This window comes from Bacillus sp. ISL-4 (assembly GCF_018613275.1).
Lineage (GTDB): Bacteria > Bacillota > Bacilli > Bacillales > DSM-1321 > Peribacillus > Peribacillus simplex_E.
The window spans coordinates 1-20,544 of sequence record NZ_JAGGQN010000042.1 but is presented as its reverse complement, the minus strand read 5'-3'; the positions used below and the strand labels follow the sequence as shown (position 1 = coordinate 20,544).

General features: G+C 41.3%; 21 protein-coding genes and 2 tRNA genes. 21 read left to right on the top strand and 2 right to left on the bottom strand.

Annotation, left to right across the window (positions count from 1 at the left end):
* Positions 1-15: 15 nt before the first annotated feature.
* The 5 genes from J7J00_RS22435 to J7J00_RS22415 all read left to right on the top strand — a co-directional run bounded on the left by J7J00_RS22435 (position 16) and on the right by J7J00_RS22415 (position 2,230).
* On the top strand, positions 16-279 hold the full coding sequence (locus tag J7J00_RS22435) for an RNA-binding S4 domain-containing protein (RefSeq protein ID WP_034316386.1): 264 nt from the start codon (positions 16-18) through the stop codon (positions 277-279).
* Between the two features lie 76 nt (positions 280-355).
* A complete protein-coding gene (gene yabP, locus J7J00_RS22430; RefSeq protein WP_034316308.1) occupies positions 356-664 on the top strand; it encodes a sporulation protein YabP in 309 nt (102 codons plus the stop codon).
* Positions 661-1,293 carry a spore cortex biosynthesis protein YabQ gene (yabQ, locus tag J7J00_RS22425; RefSeq protein ID WP_214794728.1) on the top strand — a complete coding sequence of 211 codons (633 nt, stop codon included), beginning with the start codon at positions 661-663 and terminating at the stop codon, positions 1,291-1,293. Before yabP ends, yabQ begins: the two co-directional genes overlap by 4 nt.
* A 13-nt stretch (positions 1,294-1,306) precedes the next feature.
* The gene (locus J7J00_RS22420) at positions 1,307-1,693 is read left to right on the top strand and encodes an FtsB family cell division protein (protein WP_214794725.1); all 387 of its coding nucleotides are present in this window, start codon (positions 1,307-1,309) and stop codon (positions 1,691-1,693) included.
* Positions 1,694-1,774: 81 nt separating this feature from the next.
* The gene (locus J7J00_RS22415; RefSeq protein ID WP_214794723.1) at positions 1,775-2,230 is read left to right on the top strand and encodes a S1 domain-containing RNA-binding protein; all 456 of its coding nucleotides are present in this window, start codon (positions 1,775-1,777) and stop codon (positions 2,228-2,230) included.
* Between the two features lie 166 nt (positions 2,231-2,396).
* On the opposite strand, the gene J7J00_RS22410 is transcribed toward J7J00_RS22415, so the two are convergent.
* A tRNA-Glu gene (locus J7J00_RS22410) sits at positions 2,397-2,468 on the bottom strand.
* A gap of 20 nt (positions 2,469-2,488) precedes the next feature.
* Positions 2,489-2,562: transfer RNA gene (locus tag J7J00_RS22405), tRNA-Met, on the bottom strand.
* Between the two features lie 327 nt (positions 2,563-2,889).
* Here J7J00_RS22405 and spoIIE point away from each other — a divergent pair.
* The 16 genes from spoIIE (at position 2,890) to lysS (ending at position 20,088) form a co-directional block, all read left to right on the top strand.
* Entirely contained in the window at positions 2,890-5,364 is a 2,475-nt protein-coding gene (gene spoIIE, locus J7J00_RS22400) for a stage II sporulation protein E (RefSeq protein ID WP_214794721.1), read from the top strand.
* Between the two features lie 191 nt (positions 5,365-5,555).
* Positions 5,556-6,293 carry a VWA domain-containing protein gene (locus J7J00_RS22395; RefSeq protein ID WP_063235926.1) on the top strand — a complete coding sequence of 246 codons (738 nt, stop codon included), beginning with the start codon at positions 5,556-5,558 and terminating at the stop codon, positions 6,291-6,293.
* Positions 6,262-7,257: a protein kinase domain-containing protein gene (locus J7J00_RS22390; protein ID WP_214794774.1), complete on the top strand. Its 996-nt coding sequence runs from the start codon at positions 6,262-6,264 to the stop codon at positions 7,255-7,257. The genes J7J00_RS22395 and J7J00_RS22390 overlap by 32 nt, the downstream gene beginning before the upstream one ends.
* A gap of 93 nt (positions 7,258-7,350) precedes the next feature.
* Complete coding sequence (gene tilS, locus J7J00_RS22385; protein ID WP_214794719.1) at positions 7,351-8,745, top strand: tRNA lysidine(34) synthetase TilS; 1,395 nt, start codon at positions 7,351-7,353, stop codon at positions 8,743-8,745.
* Positions 8,746-8,777: 32 nt separating this feature from the next.
* A complete protein-coding gene (gene hpt, locus J7J00_RS22380) occupies positions 8,778-9,317 on the top strand; it encodes a hypoxanthine phosphoribosyltransferase (protein ID WP_076373001.1) in 540 nt (179 codons plus the stop codon).
* Positions 9,318-9,434: 117 nt separating this feature from the next.
* Positions 9,435-11,495, top strand: a complete 2,061-nt coding sequence (gene ftsH, locus J7J00_RS22375; protein WP_214794717.1) for an ATP-dependent zinc metalloprotease FtsH — start codon at positions 9,435-9,437, stop codon at positions 11,493-11,495.
* A gap of 168 nt (positions 11,496-11,663) precedes the next feature.
* Entirely contained in the window at positions 11,664-12,443 is a 780-nt protein-coding gene (locus J7J00_RS22370) for a type III pantothenate kinase (protein WP_098372673.1), read from the top strand.
* A 26-nt stretch (positions 12,444-12,469) separates the two neighbouring features.
* A complete protein-coding gene (hslO, locus tag J7J00_RS22365; RefSeq protein WP_214794715.1) occupies positions 12,470-13,351 on the top strand; it encodes an Hsp33 family molecular chaperone HslO in 882 nt (293 codons plus the stop codon).
* Between the two features lie 18 nt (positions 13,352-13,369).
* Entirely contained in the window at positions 13,370-14,266 is an 897-nt protein-coding gene (locus tag J7J00_RS22360; protein WP_214794713.1) for a peptidyl-prolyl cis-trans isomerase, read from the top strand.
* Between the two features lie 130 nt (positions 14,267-14,396).
* The gene (cysK, locus tag J7J00_RS22355) at positions 14,397-15,323 is read left to right on the top strand and encodes a cysteine synthase A (RefSeq protein ID WP_214794711.1); all 927 of its coding nucleotides are present in this window, start codon (positions 14,397-14,399) and stop codon (positions 15,321-15,323) included.
* Between the two features lie 163 nt (positions 15,324-15,486).
* On the top strand, positions 15,487-16,323 hold the full coding sequence (gene folP / locus J7J00_RS22350; RefSeq protein WP_214794709.1) for a dihydropteroate synthase: 837 nt from the start codon (positions 15,487-15,489) through the stop codon (positions 16,321-16,323).
* 1 nt (position 16,324) lies between these two features.
* Entirely contained in the window at positions 16,325-16,684 is a 360-nt protein-coding gene (gene folB / locus J7J00_RS22345) for a dihydroneopterin aldolase (RefSeq protein WP_214794707.1), read from the top strand.
* Positions 16,685-16,686: 2 nt separating this feature from the next.
* Positions 16,687-17,214, top strand: a complete 528-nt coding sequence (gene folK, locus J7J00_RS22340; RefSeq protein WP_214794705.1) for a 2-amino-4-hydroxy-6-hydroxymethyldihydropteridine diphosphokinase — start codon at positions 16,687-16,689, stop codon at positions 17,212-17,214.
* Complete coding sequence (locus J7J00_RS22335) at positions 17,166-17,378, top strand: helix-turn-helix domain-containing protein (protein ID WP_214794703.1); 213 nt, start codon at positions 17,166-17,168, stop codon at positions 17,376-17,378. Before folK ends, J7J00_RS22335 begins: the two co-directional genes overlap by 49 nt.
* A 23-nt stretch (positions 17,379-17,401) precedes the next feature.
* On the top strand, positions 17,402-18,400 hold the full coding sequence (dusB, locus tag J7J00_RS22330; RefSeq protein ID WP_214794701.1) for a tRNA dihydrouridine synthase DusB: 999 nt from the start codon (positions 17,402-17,404) through the stop codon (positions 18,398-18,400).
* A 188-nt stretch (positions 18,401-18,588) separates the two neighbouring features.
* Positions 18,589-20,088, top strand: coding sequence for a lysine--tRNA ligase (gene lysS / locus J7J00_RS22325; protein ID WP_214794772.1), 1,500 nt, complete (start codon positions 18,589-18,591; stop codon positions 20,086-20,088).
* The last annotated feature ends 456 nt before the right edge of the window (positions 20,089-20,544 follow it).

Here is a 20,544-nt window from a genome sequence, read left to right as displayed (position 1 = left end):
GAGATTTGAATGTCGATGAGATTGGATAAATTCCTAAAAGTTTCAAGGTTGATCAAGCGCCGCACACTTGCGAAGGAGGTTGCGGATAAAGGGAGAATCACGATTAACGGACAACAGGCCAAAGCAAGTTCGAATGTGAAAGATGGCGATGAGTTGACGGTAAGGTTCGGTCAAAAGCTTGTTACGGTCCGTGTCGATAAAATTCAAGAAACGACGAAAAAAGAAGCGGCTGCAGATATGTATACCATCGTAAAGGAAGAAAAGCTAGCGGAGGAGTAAGGACAGGCTTGGTTCTAATTCCACTCTTACGGACATACACTTGTACAAAATCCGTGGTACTGTGAGGGATGAAAAAATGAGCCAATATATTGATCCGAATGCTGGTTACACAAAAGGAACGACTCAAGAGCATGATGTAACGATGAAAGGCCGCCGTTTACTTGATATTACCGGTGTCAAACAAGTTGAAAGTTTCGATAATGAAGAATTTCTGCTCGAAACGTCAATGGGTTTCTTATCTATCCGGGGCCAAAACTTGCAAATGAAGAATTTAGACGTTGATAAAGGCATCGTTTCCATTAAGGGAAAGATTTTCGACCTTGTTTATTTAGATGAGCAATCAGGGGAGAAAGCTAAAGGCTTCTTTGGCAAATTGTTCAAATGACCTTAACGATCCAATTTTATACGTTGCTTGCGATGATAGGCATGGGCAGTGGCTTTGGAGCTGCCCTGGATACGTATAGCCGGTTCCTGAATCGTTCAGAAAGGAAAAGGTGGATTGTATTCATCCATGACTTCCTTTTCTGGATCATTCAGGGTCTCCTTATTTTTTATGTTTTGTTTTTAGTGAATGAGGGAGAGTTTCGCCTCTATTTATTTTTGGCCTTATTATGCGGTTTTTCAGCTTATCAAGCACTTTTCAAAGGTTTCTATCAACGTTTATTAGAGTTTTTGATTATACTTGTGATAAAGTTGGCGAGGTTTATAGCGAATTCGGTTCACATGCTGATATTTCTACCGATAAAATGGGTATTAGTATCTGTATTGGCCATCATCATCGGAATAGGTAAGTTCGTTTTGGCATTATTAAAATGGGCGGGAAAAATACTTCTCTTTATTTTGACTATATTCTGGAGACCATTAAAATGGATTTTGACTTATATATGGAATTTATTGCCGGTTTTTGTTACGAAAAACGTCGGGAAGTTTTATAATAAAGGAAAAGGGATTTTATTGAAAATAAAGAATTCTATATTTAGAACGCTAAATGGATGGAGAAATAAAAAGAAATGAGGAGCGATAAAAAATGAGTAGCCTGCGTAAAAGGAAAGTGGCAAAAATGGAAAATCCCTACGTCGCTCAACAAGAGAAAAAAGTACAAACCGTAGAAAAAAAGAAGCGTGGTCTAATGCGTAGATTAACCCTTTACTCAGTTTTCGCCGCTGTCTTTTTGATTTTTGCCGTTTCCACCCTCATAACGCAAAATGTTGCACTGGATGAGAAAGTTAAACAAAAGGAAGAAATGAAGGGAAAGTTAGCTGAATTGAAAAAAGACGAGACCCTTCTTAAAGAAGAAATCGTAAAGCTTAATGACGACGATTATATAGCGAAAATAGCCAGACGGGATTATTTCTTATCTGAAAAAGGTGAAATCATTTTTACCCTTCCAAAAGGGAAGGAAGATAGTGACTAATATTGACACTGTTTTTTTACTTTCGTTATAATATAGTGTGAAGAGATTTTTTTAACATTTCTAAGGAGGAACATTTTTTTTATGTCAATCGAAGTAGGCAGCAAGTTACAAGGTAAAGTAACAGGCATAACTAATTTTGGTGCATTTGTAGAGCTACCTCAAGGTTCAACCGGTCTTGTTCATATCAGTGAAGTGGCTGATAACTATGTCAAGGATATCAATGATCATTTAAAAGTGGGCGATACAGTTGAGGTGAAAGTCATCAACGTTAAAGATGGCAAGATTGGCTTGTCCATAAAAAAAGCGATAGACCGTCCTGAAGGTGAGCAAAAACCTGCATACACACCACGTCCGCGCCAAGGAAGAGGGAATGACAGCCGTTCCAAAGACTTCCGCTCGAAAGGTAATGGTTTCCAACCTAAGGAAAACTTTGAGCAAAAAATGGCTAAATTCTTAAAAGATAGCGAAGACCGCTTAACGACCCTTAAACGTAGCACCGAAACGAAACGGGGAGGTCGAGGCGGAAGACGCGGATAAAACTGCTGCTGAAAAATAATAGTTTAGCAACTTTTCCTGTGAAATTATTCATAGTGTAGATAAAGGCAAGCTTGCTGGCTTGTCTTCTTTTAATTATCAACGACATAAAAAAAGCGCCTCTGTACACTTACCGATATAAGTGTGCAGAGGCGCTTTTGATATATGATGACCCGTACGGGATTCGAACCCGTGTTACCGCCGTGAAAGGGCGGTGTCTTAACCGCTTGACCAACGGGCCTTGATTTTAATGAGAAAAGATAGCGGCAGAGGGGATCGAACCCCCGACCTCACGGGTATGAACCGTACGCTCTAGCCAGCTGAGCTACGCCGCCATAATGGTAAGTGCTACTGAAGCACAAGTTATATCTTACAGTCGTGAAGAAAAAATGTCAACAAAAAAAATAAAGTTTGTCGGTTTCCATTTCCTGATTATTTATTCGTGTTATTTTCCGCAAAAATAACCTAAAAACTTTGCTTTTCTTCAAAAAAAAAGGAACACCCGTTTTCGTATTGGAAAAAAAGGTACAAAAACCTGTATACAAATGATTGTTCAAGAAGAATTTCGTCGAACGTTTTTCTTATCCGCTTATAAAATTCTGACAAAAAAATAGACAAGCCCTCTATATAATAAAAACCACTAATACGAATGGGGTGTTGAAATGGAAAAAGTAGAAAGACCTATGATGGAACCTCTTGGAGATGTTCAATTAAAAGAAGCGAAGGCAGGGGCCATCAATTGGATCCAACAACTGCAAATGAAGTCGGAAGACATATTCATAAAAAAAGGTATCTCTTTAGCAATTATCGGTTTTTTATTAGGACGGGCTTTGATTCTTTCGCAGCTTGCACCATTTGGACTTCCGTTTTTCGCAGCCGTTTTCCTCATGAGGCGTGATAGGGCTCCACTGGCTTTATTCGGATTGATTGCAGGTGGGCTGACCGTTCACTATTCAAATAGTTTAGTCATCTTTGCATCGGCGTTCCTGCTCCTGTTATTTCATAAGATCAAGAAGCCCGCCGTGGAAGGACAATTCAAGACAATGTCGATGTACGTCTTTGCTTCACTATTCCTGGTCAACCTTGCCGAGCAATATCTGGTATTTCGAACGATTCAGCTGTACGACTTGATGATGATAGGGGTAGAGGCGGGACTCGCAATGATTTTAACCTTAATCTTCATACAATCCATCCCGATGCTGACCATTCGGACAAAGTCCCAATCATTAAAGACGGAGGAAATCGTCAGTATCATCATCCTGCTGGCTTCGGTGATGACCGGAACCATCGGTTGGATGATATACGACTTATCACTCGACCATATATTCTCGCGATACCTGGTCCTCCTCTTCGGGCTGGCGGGAGGGGCCGCCATAGGCTCCACTGTAGGTGTAGTTACTGGATTGATATTCAGCTTGGCGAGTATTGCAAGTCTTTATCAAATGAGCCTTCTCGCATTTTCAGGGCTTCTGGGAGGTTTGTTGAAGGAGGGAAGGAAGATAGGGGTTGCCGCAGGCCTCTTGATTGCTACATTACTGATAGGTTTATATGGTGAGGGCACCAATAATATTATGGTGACCCTTTATGAATCACTTATAGCTGTAGCCCTATTTATATTGACACCGCCATCCATAATCAACAAAATAGCGAAACATATACCGGGAACAGTCGAGAATTCTGATGAACAGCAGCAGTATGCCCGAAAAGTGAGGGATGTCACCGCTCAAAGGGTGGAGCGATTCTCACATGTATTTGAGGCGCTCTCAAATAGCTTTTCCCAAGTGGATGAAAGGGGGAGATTGGAGGAAGATGAGAAAGAATTCGACTACTTCTTAAGTAATGTAACGGAAAAGACGTGCCAGCTTTGTTTTAAGAAGGAACAATGCTGGTCCAAGAACTTTGATACAACCTATGACGGCATGCAGGAAATTATGCTTCAATTAAGTGAAAATAATGGTCAGCTCCCCCAAAAAACTTCGAAAGAATGGGGGAAATATTGTAGCCGCGGGCCTCAGGTCATTGGGGCGATAGCACAGGAACTTACTTATTTTGAAGCTAACCAAAAATTAAAAAGGCAGGTGAAGGAAAGTCGGAAACTAGTGGCGGATCAACTGCGGGGCGTTTCGGCAGTAATGGATGATTTTGCGAAAGAAATTCAAAGGGAAAGGAAGAATCATCATGTACATGAAGAATCCATTTTGGAAGCCATCCAGGATTTTGGCCTGCACATAGGTCATGTTGAAATATACAGTCTAGAACAAGGAAATGTTGATATAGAGATGAGTGTCCCATACTGCCAGGGCAGAGGGGAATGCGAAAAGTTGATTGCACCCATGCTTTCTGACATTTTAGGTGAAACGATAGTCGTTCATTCAGAAGAGTGTGCAACATATCCAAACGGGCAATGTGAGGTGATATTTAGGTCAGCAAAAAAATTCACGGTCGAAACGGGTGTGGCTCATGCTGCCAAGGGGGGAGGGCTTGTATCAGGAGATAGTTATACGACCATGGAAATTGGCTGCGGCAAATTTGCGATAGCCATCAGTGATGGAATGGGAAATGGGGAAAGGGCCCATTTTGAAAGTACAGAGACATTGAAGCTGCTACAAAAATTTTTACAATCGGGAATAGAAGAAAAAATAGCCATTAAATCCGTAAACTCCGTATTATCTCTACGCACTACCGATGAAATATTTTCGACTCTTGATTTGGCAATGATTGATCTTCAGGACGCAAGGGCTAAGTTTTTAAAAATCTGTTCGATACCGAGTTTCATTAAAAGGGGGGATAGGATAATAAAAATTGAATCAAGTAACCTTCCTATGGGAATCATCCAGGATTTCGATGTTGATGTTGTATCAGAAGAGCTGAAGGCAGGGGACATATTAATCATGATGAGCGATGGTGTGTTCGATGGCCCCTCACATGTCGAAAATATCGAGTTCTGGCTTAAACGAAAAATCAAGGAAATGGAAACAGACGATCCACAGGAAATCTCTGATTTAATATTGGAAGAGGTCATCCGAACAAAAGGGATCATAGATGATGACATGACAGTGGTTACATCGAAAATTAAGCATAACACACCGAAATGGGCATCCATTCCCGTTTCTCCAAAACGTAAAAAGGCCCAGTAGGGGCCGTTTATATACATTAAATAAATAAAACCAAAATGAGGTGGAGAAATGGAAGACGGATGAAAGGTAGAGGGTTGAACTCTTTTCAATCACTTCACTCCATGATGTGACTTGATGCGATGTCTTCTGCGTATAATTTCCCCTTTTTTAGTCAATTATGGTAACAAATTGATAGGAAGGGAGAGCAAAACATGAAAGCAGGAACATTAAGACAGATTTTGCTTATAACCGACGGATGTTCAAATCATGGTGAAGAACCGTCTGCCATGGCTGAATTAGCAAGGGAGCAAGGCATAACCATCAATGTCATAGGTGTCATGGAAAATGATGTGATAGATGAAAAGGGGCTTAAAGAAATTGAGAAGATTGCTGGTTCTGGAGGTGGCGTAAGTCAAATAGTCTATGCTCAGCAGTTGTCCCAAACCGTCCAAATGGTGACTCAAAAGGCAATGACTCAAACTATACAGGGAGTTATCAATCGTGAACTTCAACAAATACTTGGAGATTCAAAAACGATGGAGGATCTTCCGCCTGATAAACGAGGAGAAGTGATGGAGGTGGTCGATGAGCTTGGGGAAACAAGCAAGCTCGAAGTACTGATTCTTGTTGATACAAGTGCAAGCATGAAACATAAACTGCCTACAGTAAAAGATTCCTTATTAGATCTTTCCCTTAGTATGAATGCAAGAATGGGTGACAGCCGTTTTTCCGTATTCGTATTTCCTGGGAAAAGAAATGATGTTGAAAAGTTGCTGGATTGGACCCCGAACCTTGAAGCCTTGACGGCAACTTTTCCTAAGCTTAGTACAGGGGGACTCACTCCGACAGGTCCGGCCATTCGTGAAGCTTTGACATATTTCAATAAAAAACGTTCATTGAGGGGATTGTTATCACATGATGATGAACAATACTTTGAGGAATCAATGTAAACTCCTGCCTGGCAGTTTGGTCACTGGAAAATGGAATAAAAATCAGTACAAAATAATTAAGGAATTGGGGTGTGGAGCGAACGGGATCGTCTATTTGGTTGAAAGCGGAAATCGTCATTATGCTTTAAAGCTCAGTGATAATGGGACGTCCATTATTTCGGAGATGAATATCCTAAAATCCTTTTCAAAGGTCCAGGGGTCTACCCTTGGGCCTTCCTTTTTGGAAGCGGATGATTTCATGAAAACAGGAAAGCAGCTCCCTTTTTATGTCATGGAATATATCCACGGACACGATTTTTTGCGTTTCATCGATAAAAAAGGGTCATCATGGATTGGTGTCTTAATGCTTCAGCTTTTAACAAGCTTGTCTGCCTTGCATACCAATGGATGGGTGTTCGGGGATTTAAAACCTGAGAATTTGATCGTGACTTCACCAGCCTATAAGGTACGGTGCGTGGATGTTGGCGGAACCACCTTAATCGGGCGATCTGTTAAAGAATTCACTGAGTTCTTTGACAGGGGTTACTGGGGACTTGGATCAAGAAAGGCCGATCCGCAATATGACTTGTTCGCTGTGGCGATGATTATAATCAATTCGGCCTATCCTGGACGTTTCCACAAGAAAGGGGAGGGGTATAGACAGCTTAACGACCTGATTAAGCAGAAAAAAGAATTGAACCCGTATAGGAAGATGCTAGATAAAGCACTCCACGGGCAGTATGATTCAGCCCTCCAAATGCGGGAGGATTTGGTCATGGTTCTAAGTAAGCAAAATCATTCGAAGAAAAAGGGCCCGACTCAGGCAGCGGCGGGTCAGCCGCAAACAATACAACCTGCAACGAGACAAGCAAGAAGGTCCCAAAACCATTCAAAAAAGAAAAGTGGCGGATTTTTTGAAACTTTTTTGCTGGTTGCCATCATATCGATGCTCTATGTTCTATACATATATGAACAGTTGTTATGATATAGTTATTAGGTGAAGGACATGGAATAGTTGAAACCATTTCATGATTGAATCGTATAAAACTAATGCCTGTTCATAAAGAAGGAAGATTGTATGTTAAAGGAAAAAGTTCTGAGCACCATTTATAGAAACGAATTGATTAAGGAACACTCGAAGTTGCTAATAGGTGTCTCCGGAGGACCGGACTCATTGGTGCTTCTCCATATCCTTAAGGAAATTCAACCTCTTTTTCGTTACGAGATGATCGTTGCAAGTGTTGACCATATGTTTCGAGGTGAAGAATCCTATGAGGATTACAAATATGTCGAGCATATTTGTGAACGGTGGGGCATTACATTCGAGGGGAAAAGGATCGATGTTCCTGCCCGGATGGAGCAGACGGGGGAAAGTTCACAAATAACGTCAAGAAAGTTGCGTTTTTCTTTCTATGAAGAAATGATGGATAAGCATCAAGCCTCCACGCTTGTCCTGGGGCATCATGGAGATGACCAAATAGAAACGATGCTCATGCGTTTAACAAGAGGGGCGACAGGTAAGGCAAGAGCAGGTATTCCTATAAAGAGACGGTTCCATACCGGGAATCTGATCAGGCCTTTTCTTGAGATCACGAAAAGCCAAATAATCGAATATGCGGGCCTTCATAATATTGAACCAAGGTTTGATCCGAGCAATGAAACGGGTGTCTATGCAAGAAATCGTTTTAGACATGAAGTCCTTCCATTTTTAAAGAAAGAAAATAGAAAGGTTCATGAGCATTTTCAACGATTCAGTGAAGAGCTTTATGAAGATGAAGAGTTTTTTTTGAAAATGGTTTCAAGCAAAATGTCCGAGGTTTGGATCCAACAGGATAAAGATCAAGCGGTTATTCAGATTGATAAGGTTCTCGTGATGCCTAAACCTTTACAAAGAAGGGCGATTCAACTAATATTAAACTATCTTTATTTGGAGAGACCTTCATCGCTTTCGGCATTACATATTGACCAACTTTTAGTTTTGTTTTTGAATCCTCAACCATCTGCAGAATTGCATCTTCCGGAGGGCCTTATTGCGGAAAAATCATATCAAACTTGCACTTTTAGATTTTTTCGGCAAAAAAGCCTTAAATATTCCCTTAATTTACAAATTCCCGGTGAGACTTTTCTTCCGAATGGATATAAGATTAAAGCGCACTATATAAAAGAAGAAATTCCGGTACTTAGTGGAAATCATTCTTTTATTCTTCCCGAATCAGCTGTTCAGTTTCCTCTTACAGTCCGAACCAGGAATGAAGGCGAACGGATGGCCGTCAAGGGATTGGGTGGAACTAAAAAGTTAAAGGATATTTTTATCAATGAAAAGATCCCGAGGCTAGAAAGAAATTTGTGGCCGGTCATCATCGATCAAACGGGAACGGCCATTTGGCTACCTGGTTTAAAGAAATCGAATATTGAGCCGGATATAATTTCTGATGAAAAATCTTTAATCTACTTAGAATATAAAAAAGCTTAATTCTTCTTGGGGGGCAATTAATTACAATGACCATGCAAAACGACATTGAAAAGGTTTTAATATCGGAGGAAGAACTTCAAAAAAAAATCAGGGAATTGGGTGCGCAGCTTGAAGCTGATTACCAAGGTAAGTTCCCGTTGGCCATCGGAGTGCTGAAAGGCGCCATGCCATTTATGTCAGATCTACTGAAACGTGTGGATACACATCTTGAAATGGACTTTATGGATGTTTCAAGCTATGGTAACTCCACTGTATCTTCCGGTGAAGTGAAAATCATAAAAGATCTTGATACATCGGTTGAAGGCCGGGATATTTTAATCATCGAAGATATTATCGACAGCGGTTTGACTCTTAGCTATCTTGCGGAACTTTTCCGTTATCGAAAAGCTAAATCAATTAAAATCGTTACCTTATTGGATAAACCAACAGGCAGGAAAGCGGATATCACTCCGGATTATGCCGGGTTCATCGTTCCGGATGCATTTGTTGTCGGATATGGTCTTGATTTTGCGGAAAAGTATCGTAATCTCCCGTATATTGGCATATTGAAGCCTGAAATTTACTCGAATTAATCGTACCTGTTTGAAAGAGAAGACCAGATAAAAACAGCGGTGTTAAATTATTGTAATTCATTAATTTTGTATGATAGTATTTACTATAGTTTGTTTACCCGTGGGAGGAGGTAAGGGATGAATCGGATCTTCCGTAATACCATATTTTATTTACTGATCTTTTTGGTCATCATTGGGATTGTAAGCATTTTTAATAATAACAATGAACCAACGGAGAAAATGACCCAAGATGAATTCTATAAGCATTTGGAGAATGGGGATGTTACTGCACTGACGATGCAGCCCGAAAGCAGTGTATTTGAAATCACAGGAAAGCTCAAAGGTTATGAGGAAAACAAATTCTTTGTGACGTACGTGCCTTTCAGTGAATATTCTCAAAGTAGAATCAATGATGCCGTAACCAAGTTGGATAAGGACATCATCACTGTTGAACCTCCAGAAAAAACAAGTGGCTGGGTGACATTTTTCACTTCCATCATTCCATTTGTAATCATTTTTATCCTCTTCTTCTTTTTACTTAACCAAGCTCAGGGCGGCGGCGGTGGCCGCGTCATGAACTTCGGGAAAAGTAAGGCGAAATTGTATAATGATGATAAGAAAAAAGTACGCTTCAATGATGTTGCCGGAGCGGACGAAGAAAAGCAGGAACTTGTCGAGGTTGTTGAATTCTTGAAAGATCCTCGCAAATATGCCGAGCTTGGAGCCCGTATTCCTAAAGGGGTACTTTTAGTTGGGCCTCCTGGTACAGGTAAAACTTTACTTGCACGAGCAGTGGCTGGTGAAGCCGGAACTCCTTTCTTCTCAATCAGTGGTTCTGATTTTGTTGAAATGTTTGTGGGCGTCGGTGCATCCCGTGTTCGTGATTTGTTTGAAAATGCTAAGAAGAATGCACCATGTATCATCTTTATCGATGAAATTGATGCAGTCGGACGTCAACGTGGTGCAGGTCTTGGTGGCGGTCACGATGAACGTGAACAGACATTGAACCAACTACTGGTGGAAATGGATGGTTTCGGTGGTAATGAGGGAATCATAATCATCGCCGCGACTAACCGTGCTGATGTATTGGATCCAGCTTTATTGCGTCCAGGACGTTTTGACCGTCAAATAACGGTAGGCCGCCCTGATGTTAAGGGCCGTGAAGAAGTTCTGAAGGTGCATGCACGAAATAAACCATTAGCAGAAACAGTCGATTTGAAAGCAATCGCTCAGCGTACTCCAGGATTTTCTGGTGCAGATCTTGAAAACTTACTGAATGAAGCGGCGCTTGTAGCTGCCCGTCAAGATAAGAAGAAGATCGACATGTCCGATTTGGATGAAGCTTCGGATCGCGTTATCGCTGGACCTGCCAAGAAAAACCGTGTCATTTCCAAAAAGGAAAGAAATATCGTAGCGTGGCATGAAGCAGGCCATACCATTATTGGATTGGTTCTGGATGATGCCGAAGTCGTTCATAAAGTTACGATTGTCCCTCGTGGTCAAGCTGGCGGTTATGCAGTTATGCTGCCGAAAGAAGATCGTTTCTTCATGACGGAACCTGAGCTTAAAGATAAAATCGTAGGTCTATTGGGTGGCCGTGTAGCCGAAGAGGTTACATTCGGAGAAGCGAGTACCGGTGCGCATAACGACTTCCAACGTGCAACGGGCATAGCTCGGAGCATGGTTATGGAATATGGCATGAGTAAACTCGGACCACTTCAATTCGGTAATTCACAAGGTCAGGTCTTCCTTGGCCGAGATTTCAACAATGATCAAAACTATTCAGATGCAATAGCATATGAAATTGATCTTGAAATTCAACGTATCATCAAGGAAGCTTACGAAAGATGTAAGACGATTCTTACTGAAAATCGTGAAAAACTTGATTTGGTTGCAAAAACCTTGCTTGAAGTGGAAACACTTGATGCTGAACAAATCAAAAGTTTATTCCATAATGGTAAATTGCCAGAACGGGATTATACAGCCCTTAATGGGAATTTAACCACTGATGAGAATGTCAAGGTGAACATCAATACGAAGAAGGAAGAAAAAGAGGCCCTATTAGATCCATTGGATAAGAGAGGACCTGAGGACCTTGAAATAACGGAGGAAGGATTGAATACTCCTCCAATCAAAGAAGGTGCGCCTCAAGATCAGCCGCTTTCCTTCCCGAACGAAGATGACAATAAAAAGTCTTAAATTGACTGGATTCAAAAGGGTATTTCCGCCTCGGAAATACCCTTTTCTTCACTCTTGAATTAAATATGATGAAGTTTCTGGGATACCTTTCGAAAAGTGCGACTAATAGCGTGGTGAAATAACAGTGTGGTATGATGTTGGAGAATAATTTACCGGAGTGATGAAACGATGATTTTTGTATTGGATGTTGGGAATACGAATACTGTATTAGGCGTATACGATGAAGATATTTTAAAATATCATTGGCGAATTGAGACTAACCGTCACAAGACAGAAGATGAGTATGGAATGGTCATAAAGTCTTTGCTGCAACATGAAGGTCTTTCGTTTGATCAATTTGATGGAATCATCATTTCTTCGGTAGTTCCGCCAATTATGTTTGCGCTTGAACGAATGTGCAAAAAATACTTTGGTATTAAACCGCTTATAGTTGGACCTGGAATAAAAACTGGCTTGAATATTAAATACGAAAATCCGCGTGAGGTGGGTGCGGACAGAATCGTTAATGCCGTCGCAGGCATCCAGGAATATGGAAGTCCTCTCATTATCGTGGACTTTGGCACGGCAACTACATATTGCTATATAAATGAGGATAAACAATACATGGGCGGAGCCATTGCTCCGGGTATAAATATTTCCACTGAAGCACTTTATTCAAAAGCAGCCAAACTTCCAAGAATAGAAATCAGCCGGCCAGAAGGGATAATTGGGAAAAATACGGTGTCCGCCATGCAGGCTGGTATTTTATATGGGTATGTTGGACAGGTAGAAGGAATCGTTAATCGAATTAAGGAGCAAAGTAATCTAGAACCGACGGTAATAGCAACAGGTGGATTGGCTACCTTAATTGCCAATGAGTCTACTGTGATTGACGTAGTGGAGCCATTTTTGACCTTGAAGGGGCTGCAGTTGATTTATAAACGTAATCGTGAGCAAGTGAAGAAGTAACACAAAGCATGAAAGGAGCAAAATAAATGAAGGATTATCTAATAAAGGCGTTAGGTTATGAGGGACAGGTTCGGGCATATGCTGTTTCAACAACAGACACGGTAGGAGAAGCTCAGCGGCGCCATTATACATGGCCTACTGCTTCAGCTGCCCTTGGACGGGCGATGACGGCAGGCGTTATGATGGGCGGAATGTTAAAAGGTGAAGAAAAGCTGACGATTAAAATCGAGGGCGGTGGACCGATTGGTTCCATCCTGGTCGACAGCAATGCAAAGGGAGAAGTCCGCGGATATGTCACCCACCCGCAAACTCACTTTGATTTGAATGAGCAAGGAAAGCTTGATGTAAGGAAAGCGGTGGGTACCGATGGATTGTTGACTGTTGTCAAAGATATCGGTCTTCGTGATTACTTTTCAGGTCAGGTACCGCTTGTATCGGGAGAATTAGGTGAAGATTTCACATATTACTTTGTTACTTCCGAACAGGTGCCTTCATCTGTGGGGGTTGGGGTCCTGGTTAATCCGGATAATTCAATCCTTGCAGCGGGTGGATTCATCATCCAGTTGATGCCGGGTACATCCGAAGATACAATTTCAAAAATCGAAAATCGACTAAGCACGATAACTCCTGTTTCTAAGATGATTCAAAGCGGCATGACTCCTGAAGAAATCCTAACCGAGATTTTAGGTGAGGGCAATGTGAATATACTAGAAAAAATGGATGTCCAATTCTCCTGTCAATGTTCTAAGGAAAGAATTGCAAATGCATTGATTAGCCTAGGGCAAGCTGAGATTCGGGATATCATTGATACAGATGGACAAGCGGAAGCACATTGTCATTTTTGTAATCAGACCTACCAATTCTCGAAGGAAGAACTCGAGGAACTAGAAGCGGAAACCAAAAAATAATATACGGGGGATAAGGGTTTGCCAAAACAAAAGCTTCGGGCGATTATTGCTGCCCTTGCCTTGTTGAACCTATTGACTATCATTATCTTTGTCATAAAACCACTAATCATGTCAAAATCCGTCATCGGGGAAGAAACGGCCGCAAAGGTTGGATCCAAGGATATTTCCCGGGACGCATGGATTAATGAGCTCGAAAACAGATATGGGGAAGATGTACTTGAGGAAATGGTCGATAAAGAGGTCGTGAAACAGGCAGCTGAAAAATACAAAGTGAAAATTTCGGATGAAGAGCTTGATCGGGAACTTAAAATGATGAAAACGATGTATGGGACTGCCGGTCAGAACCTTAATAAAAGTAACGATCAACTGAGGCAGGAAATTCAGTCGAGTCTCCTCCTCGAGAAGCTCCTCACCAAGGACGTTTCGGTCTCCGAAACGGCTATGCGGAATCATTATGATAATAATAAGGATATCTACAGAATCCCTACGGCTTTCCATATTTCCCATATTACCTCGTCTACAAAAAAGCAAGCGGACCAAATCGAACGTGAACTGGAGAAAGGCGTCTCCTTTGATGTCTTAGCGATGGAAAAGTCCCTTGATGAATTCACTGCAAATCAAGGAGGCGACATGGGTTATATATCACAGGATAGCGAGCAAGTCTCCAAGGAATACATTACCGCTGCCGAGAATTTGAAGGTAAAAAAGTGGAGTGATCCGATTCAAACGGAAGATGGCTGGGCCATTATCTATCTGCATGAAAGAATAGAGGGCAAGCAGTATGAATATGATGAAGTTAAAGACAAGATTCACCGCCAAATAGCTCTTGAACAGATTCAGGCACCGGTCTCAGGGAAAGTTTTCTGGGACGAATTTGATGTAGAATGGTTTTATGGATTGAAAGAAAAAAAGTAGGTCAATGGTTGTGTGAGAAAATTTAGAATATAGTATATAATCATTGACAATGAACTATAAAAACTGGTAACTTTAAATAAATAAAACCAATAAACATACTCGGTATTTGAAATGATAAGGAGTGGAGAAAATGGCACGTATAGCTAATTCTGTAATCGATTTAATTGGACAAACGCCTATTGTGAAGTTAAACAAGCTTCAAAATGAAAACAGTGCAGATATCTATCTGAAACTTGAGTATTTTAACCCAGGCAGTAGTGTAAAAGACCGTATCGCCCTTGCGATGATCGAAGCGGCAGAAAAAACTGGTACCCTTAAGCCAGGTGATACGATCATTGAACCTACAAGCGGAAATACTGGAATAGGACTTGCGATGGTAGCAGCGGCAAAGGGCTATAAATCAATTCTGGTAATGCCGGAGACGATGAGTTTGGAACGCCGTAACTTGCTTCGTGCTTATGGCGCAGAATTAGTTCTTACTCCCGGACCTGAAGGAATGAAGGGTGCAATCGCAAAGGCGACTGAGCTGTCTAAAGAAAAAGGTTACTTCATTCCACAGCAATTCGAGAATGTAGCCAACCCTGAAGTTCATCGGAATACTACAGGACCTGAAATCGTTGAAGCCTTTGGTGATGAAGGTCTGGACGCATTCGTTGCCGGAATCGGTACTGGCGGAACCATAACAGGTGCTGGTGAAGTGCTGCGTGAAAAATACCCTGACATTAAGATTTACGCTGTTGAGCCTGCGGACTCTCCGGTATTATCGGGTGGGACTCCAGGACCTCATAAAATCCAAGGAATCGGTGCAGGCTTCGTCCCGAGTATTTTGAATACAGATCTCTATGACGAAATCATTCAAGTCGATACAGAGGAATCGTTTGATTATGCCCGCCGTGCAGCAAAAGAGGAAGGAATCCTTGGTGGAATTTCTTCTGGTGGCGCAATTGCGGCTGCCATTAAAGTGGCTGACAAACTGGGAAAAGGCAAAAAGGTACTTGCTATCATACCAAGTAATGGTGAACGCTACTTAAGTACGCCATTATATAACTTTGAGTAAGACAAGACATTAAAAATTAGAAGCGGAGTTCCTTAGGGGCTTTGCTTTTCTTTTTGTAGTAAAGTCTGCAGAAGCATGCCATATCTTCATGGAACTTGCGCTATGCCTATGTAAATGGGTAAACTCGTATATATAGATTTCTTTAGGCGAAGGAGAACGATGGATGTCATTAGCTGGAGCGTCAAAAATAAAATGCGGTTCATTTGATTTGGATTACAGCAATAGAACCTTAATTATGGGGATTTTGAATGTTACGCCCGACTCCTTTTCGGATGGCGGGAAATATAATCGGATAGATGCCGCTTTGAAGCATGCTGAACGGATGGTAAACGACGGAGCGGATATATTGGATGTAGGCGGAGAGTCCACCCGTCCTAACTATGAGAGGATAACGGATGAAGAGGAAATAGAGAGAGTCGCCCCGATTATTGAAGCCATATCCCGAAATATTGAAGTACCGATATCGGTCGATACATATAAATCAAGAGTAGCCGAAGCGGCGGTAAAAGCAGGAGCACATATATTAAATGACATTTGGGGAGGTAAGGCCGATTCCTTGATGTCAAAGGTTGCTGCGGAATATAAGGTGCCGATTATCCTGATGCATAATAGGGATAATATGAGTTATGGACATTTTGTTCGTGATGTACTTCAAGATTTATTCGAAAGCATCATGTTGGTAAAGGATGCGGGAGTCAAGGATGAAAACATCATTCTCGATCCGGGAATTGGCTTTGCGAAAGATTTAAAGTTAAATTTGGAAATGATGAGGAATCTTGATAAGCTTGTATCATTAGGATATCCCGTACTGCTAGCCACATCAAGAAAGTCCATGATTGGACATGTTCTGGACCTGCCGCCTAGTGAGCGGATGGAAGGAACAGCCGCCACGATCTGCCATGGCATTCAACAAGGCTGTCAAATGGTTCGTGTACATGATGTGAAGGAAATGGCACGGACTGCAAAGATGATGGATGCTCTATTAGGAAAAGGTGAATGAAATGGATAAGATATATGTGAATAAAATGGAGTTTTACGGTTATCATGGAGTTTTTCCGGAAGAAACGAAGCTTGGTCAGCGGTTTAAAGTGGATTTAATCGTCCATACTGACTTAGCCAAGGCTGGGAAGAATGACAACCTTGAAGACTCAATCAACTATGGTGAGTTATATGAAGTGTGTAAAAGTGTTGTTGAGGGAAAGCCTTTTAAGTTAGTGGAAGCTGTTGCTGAAAAAATTGCCTCTGAACTACTTAATAAATATTCTTCCATCGAGACATGCACCGTGAAGGTTTATAAACCAGATCCTCCAATAGCAGGTCATTATGATTCGGTTGCTATAGAGATTGTAAGGGGACGCTGATTGTGGTAAATATTGCTTACCTTTCAATAGGGTCGAACTTAGGGGATCGCCTTGAAACATTCCAAAGGGCCTTCCTATTATTGTCTGAAAATCCGCATATCAAGTTGGTGGCCTGCTCTTCATTATATGAAACAGACCCAATAGGATATGAAGATCAGGACTGTTTTTTAAATGCTGTCCTTAAAGTGAAAACCGATTTGGAACCCGAAAAATTACTTCACGCTTGTATGAAAATCGAACAAGAATTAGGGAGAAAAAGGGAAATTAGGTGGGGTCCTCGTACTTTAGACCTTGACATTTTGTTATATAATCATGAAAATATTGAGACAGAGATTCTTTCAGTCCCGCACCCTCGTATGCACGAGAGGGCTTTTGTTATCGTGCCATTAATGGAAGTGGATCCTGATATATCACCTCCGCAAATGCATGCACCTTTGAGCGACCTGCTTGAACAGATTTCGGATAAAGAAGGAGTTCGATTATGGAAGGTGAAAAATGGGGAAGGCGTATTCGCGCTTTTCGAAAGTTAAAGGGTTATACCCAGGAAGGGTTTGCGAAAGAAATAGGCGTTTCCGTTTCCTTGTTGGGAGAAGTTGAACGAGGGAACCGCAACCCTTCAGAAGCATTTTTACTGGAAGTGGCAGAAATTCTTCAAGTTTCCATTGAGGAGCTTCAGCCACCTGAGGATAAATGAAAGAATGTTATAGGAGGCACACCGTGTTAAAAATAGGCAATATAGAAATGAAGAATCCGGTAGTGCTAGCACCGATGGCGGGAGTCTGTAACTCGGCATTCCGCTTGACTGTCAAGGAATTTGGTGCTGGCCTTGTTTGTGCGGAGATGGTCAGTGACAAGGGAATCGTTCTTCAAAATGCTAGAACGATGAATATGCTTTATATAGATGAAAGAGAAAAGCCGTTAAGTTTGCAAATCTTTGGCGGAGAAAAGAAATCTTTGGTCGAAGCAGCACAATTTGTAGATAAAAACACAAATGCTGACATCATTGATATCAACATGGGCTGCCCTGTCCCTAAAATCACTAAATGTGATGCGGGTGCAAAGTGGCTCCTCGATCCAAACAAAATTTATGAGATGGTTTCAGCGGTGGTTGATGCTGTTGAAAAGCCGGTAACGGTGAAAATGCGCATAGGCTGGGATGATGAGCACGTTTTTGCGATTCAAAATGCCCAGGCTGTTGAACGCGCAGGCGGTAAAGCTGTTTCCATGCATGGCAGAACACGAGTTCAAATGTATGAAGGAAAAGCTAACTGGGACATCATCCGTGAAGTGAAGAAATCAATTAATATTCCCCTTATCGGTAACGGTGACGTGGAAACTCCACAGGATGCGGAAAGAATGCTGAAGGAAACGGGTGTTGATGGAGTCATGATCGGCCGTGCAGCTCTAGGTAACCCGTGGATGATTTACCGTACTGTAAAATATCTAGAAACCGGTCAACTGATGGATGAACCTTCCGTTCGTGAAAAGATGGAGGTTTGCGTGCTTCATATGGATCGTCTAATTGCATTGAAAAATGAAAATGTCGCTGTTCGTGAAATGCGTAAGCATGCTTCTTGGTATTTAAAAGGTGTTAAAGGGAATGCTAAGGCTCGCAAAGGGATTAATTATTGTGAAACAAGGGAAGATGTTGTTAGCCTTCTATATGGACTTGTTGATGATATTGAAGCGAAGCAACAAAATATCCAAATGGTCTGATGTTTGACATTACCTTCCTATTTTCCTATAATACGCTTATCTTAAACTGCCAGTAATCCTGGCAGTTTTTATATGTACATAAACAATGTTTTAAGATAAAAAGCTGTTGAATTCCTTTACTTTATGTAAGAATAAATATGTATGCAAAAGAATTTCTGATTAATTATATAATGCATTTATTAATAAAGATGGAGATGATTTTCGTGAGTCATGAAGAATTGAATGACCAACTGCAGGTAAGGCGCGATAAAATGCAGGCCATGATGGATAATGGACAAGACCCTTTCGGGAGCAGATTCGAGCGCACGCATAACACTCAGGAGATAGTCAGTGCTTATGGTGAATTAGAAAAAGAAGATCTTGAAGAAAAAGAAATTGAAGTTACAATCGCTGGCCGTGTCATGACGAAGCGTGGAAAAGGGAAAGCGGGATTTGCCCATATCCAGGATATTAGCGGTCAAATCCAAATCTACGTCCGTTTAGATAACATAGGAGAAGATTCTTACCAAATTTTCAACCAAACGGATCTTGGCGATATCGTAGGGGTAACTGGCGTTATTTTCAAAACGAAAGTCGGGGAACTTTCCATTAAAGCTAAAGAATATGTGTTCCTTGCTAAAGCGCTTCGTCCGTTGCCTGATAAATTTCATGGCCTAAAGGATGTTGAAGAGCGTTACCGGAAGCGTTATGTCGATTTGATTACAAATGAGGAAAGCAAAAACACATTGATCATGCGCAGTCGTATTGTACAAGCCATGAGACGGTATTTGGACGATCATGGATACCTTGAAGTGGAAACGCCTCTACTGCACTCTGTTGCTGGTGGAGCTGCGGCACGCCCTTTCCTTACTCACCATAATGCCTTGGATATGCCTTTGAATTTAAGGATTGCCATCGAACTTCATCTAAAACGCTTAATCGTCGGCGGATTGGAGAAAGTTTATGAAATTGGCCGGGTTTTCAGAAATGAAGGAGTATCCACAAGACACAATCCTGAATTCACATTGATCGAATTATACGAGGCATATGCGGATTACCAAGATATCATGAGTTTAACGGAAAACCTGATTGCCCATATCGCTCAAGAAGTTCTGGGGACGACTACCATCCAGTATGGGGAGTATGAGATAGAGCTAAAGCCGGAATGGAAACGACTTCACATGGTTGATGCTGTAAAAGAATATACTGGTGTGGACTTTTGGACTCAAATGAGTAAAGAAGAAGCGCAGCAGCTCGCTAAAGAAAATGGGATTGAAGTTAAGGAATCCATGGAGTTCGGCCATATCGTAAATGAATTCTTTGAACAGAAGGTAGAAGATAAGTTGATTCAACCTACATTCATCTATGGCCATCCAGTGGAAATCTCTCCTTTAGCAAAGAAAAATCCGGAAGACTCCCGTTTCACAGATCGTTTTGAGTTATTCATTGTAGGTAGGGAGCATGCAAATGCCTTCACGGAACTAAATGACCCAATTGATCAACGTCAACGCTTTGAAGCTCAATTAAAAGAACGAGAGCAAGGTAATGATGAAGCCCATGAAATGGATGAAGATTTCTTGGAGGCGTTAGAATATGGAATGCCGCCAACTGGCGGACTTGGAATTGGTGTTGACCGTTTGGTTATGCTATTGACCAATTCTCCGTCTATACGTGACGTCCTGTTATTCCCGTTGATGAGACACCGCTAATTTAAGCAAAATGAATATTGATTGCAGGCCGAATTCGGATGGCTGGGATCATTGGGCGTAGCTCATGATCCTGGTATGTCCCATTCGGTTTTTGTTTTTTTATTATAATTTCATGTCTTTTAATAGAATGGATTCTAGGGCTTGAAATAAAAACAACATTATCCCAAAAAAACTTTTTAAAAAGTATTGCGCAGTTAACGTAATGGTGTTATATTTATATCTGTCGTTACGAACGAGTTGCAAACATATTACAAACTTTTAAAAAGTTTTAAAAAGTTGTTGACTTGCAGTGATGAAAATGTTATTATAAATAAGCTGTTCCGAAAGATATTGCTCTTTGAAAACTGAACAAAACAAAGCGCCAACGTTAAATTTTTAGTGAGCACACACTATTAAAAAAGCAAATGAGCAAGTCAAACATTTCTTCGGAGAGTTTGATCCTGGCTCAGGACGAAC

Bases quoted from the DNA above. Each gene is read 5' to 3' on its own strand.
- J7J00_RS22435 (WP_034316386.1), top strand. From the start codon at position 16: ATGAGATTGGATAAATTCCTAAAAGTTTCAAGGTTGATCAAGCGCCGC.
- yabP (WP_034316308.1), top strand. From the start codon at position 356: ATGAGCCAATATATTGATCCGAATGCTGGTTACACAAAAGGAACGACT.
- yabQ (WP_214794728.1), top strand. From the start codon at position 661: ATGACCTTAACGATCCAATTTTATACGTTGCTTGCGATGATAGGCATG.
- J7J00_RS22420 (WP_214794725.1), top strand. From the start codon at position 1,307: ATGAGTAGCCTGCGTAAAAGGAAAGTGGCAAAAATGGAAAATCCCTAC.
- J7J00_RS22415 (WP_214794723.1), top strand. From the start codon at position 1,775: ATGTCAATCGAAGTAGGCAGCAAGTTACAAGGTAAAGTAACAGGCATA.
- spoIIE (WP_214794721.1), top strand. From the start codon at position 2,890: ATGGAAAAAGTAGAAAGACCTATGATGGAACCTCTTGGAGATGTTCAA.
- J7J00_RS22395 (WP_063235926.1), top strand. From the start codon at position 5,556: ATGAAAGCAGGAACATTAAGACAGATTTTGCTTATAACCGACGGATGT.
- J7J00_RS22390 (WP_214794774.1), top strand. From the start codon at position 6,262: ATGATGAACAATACTTTGAGGAATCAATGTAAACTCCTGCCTGGCAGT.
- tilS (WP_214794719.1), top strand. From the start codon at position 7,351: ATGTTAAAGGAAAAAGTTCTGAGCACCATTTATAGAAACGAATTGATT.
- hpt (WP_076373001.1), top strand. From the start codon at position 8,778: ATGCAAAACGACATTGAAAAGGTTTTAATATCGGAGGAAGAACTTCAA.
- ftsH (WP_214794717.1), top strand. From the start codon at position 9,435: ATGAATCGGATCTTCCGTAATACCATATTTTATTTACTGATCTTTTTG.
- J7J00_RS22370 (WP_098372673.1), top strand. From the start codon at position 11,664: ATGATTTTTGTATTGGATGTTGGGAATACGAATACTGTATTAGGCGTA.
- hslO (WP_214794715.1), top strand. From the start codon at position 12,470: ATGAAGGATTATCTAATAAAGGCGTTAGGTTATGAGGGACAGGTTCGG.
- cysK (WP_214794711.1), top strand. From the start codon at position 14,397: ATGGCACGTATAGCTAATTCTGTAATCGATTTAATTGGACAAACGCCT.
- folP (WP_214794709.1), top strand. From the start codon at position 15,487: ATGTCATTAGCTGGAGCGTCAAAAATAAAATGCGGTTCATTTGATTTG.
- folB (WP_214794707.1), top strand. From the start codon at position 16,325: ATGGATAAGATATATGTGAATAAAATGGAGTTTTACGGTTATCATGGA.
- J7J00_RS22335 (WP_214794703.1), top strand. From the start codon at position 17,166: ATGGAAGGTGAAAAATGGGGAAGGCGTATTCGCGCTTTTCGAAAGTTA.
- lysS (WP_214794772.1), top strand. From the start codon at position 18,589: ATGGAGATGATTTTCGTGAGTCATGAAGAATTGAATGACCAACTGCAG.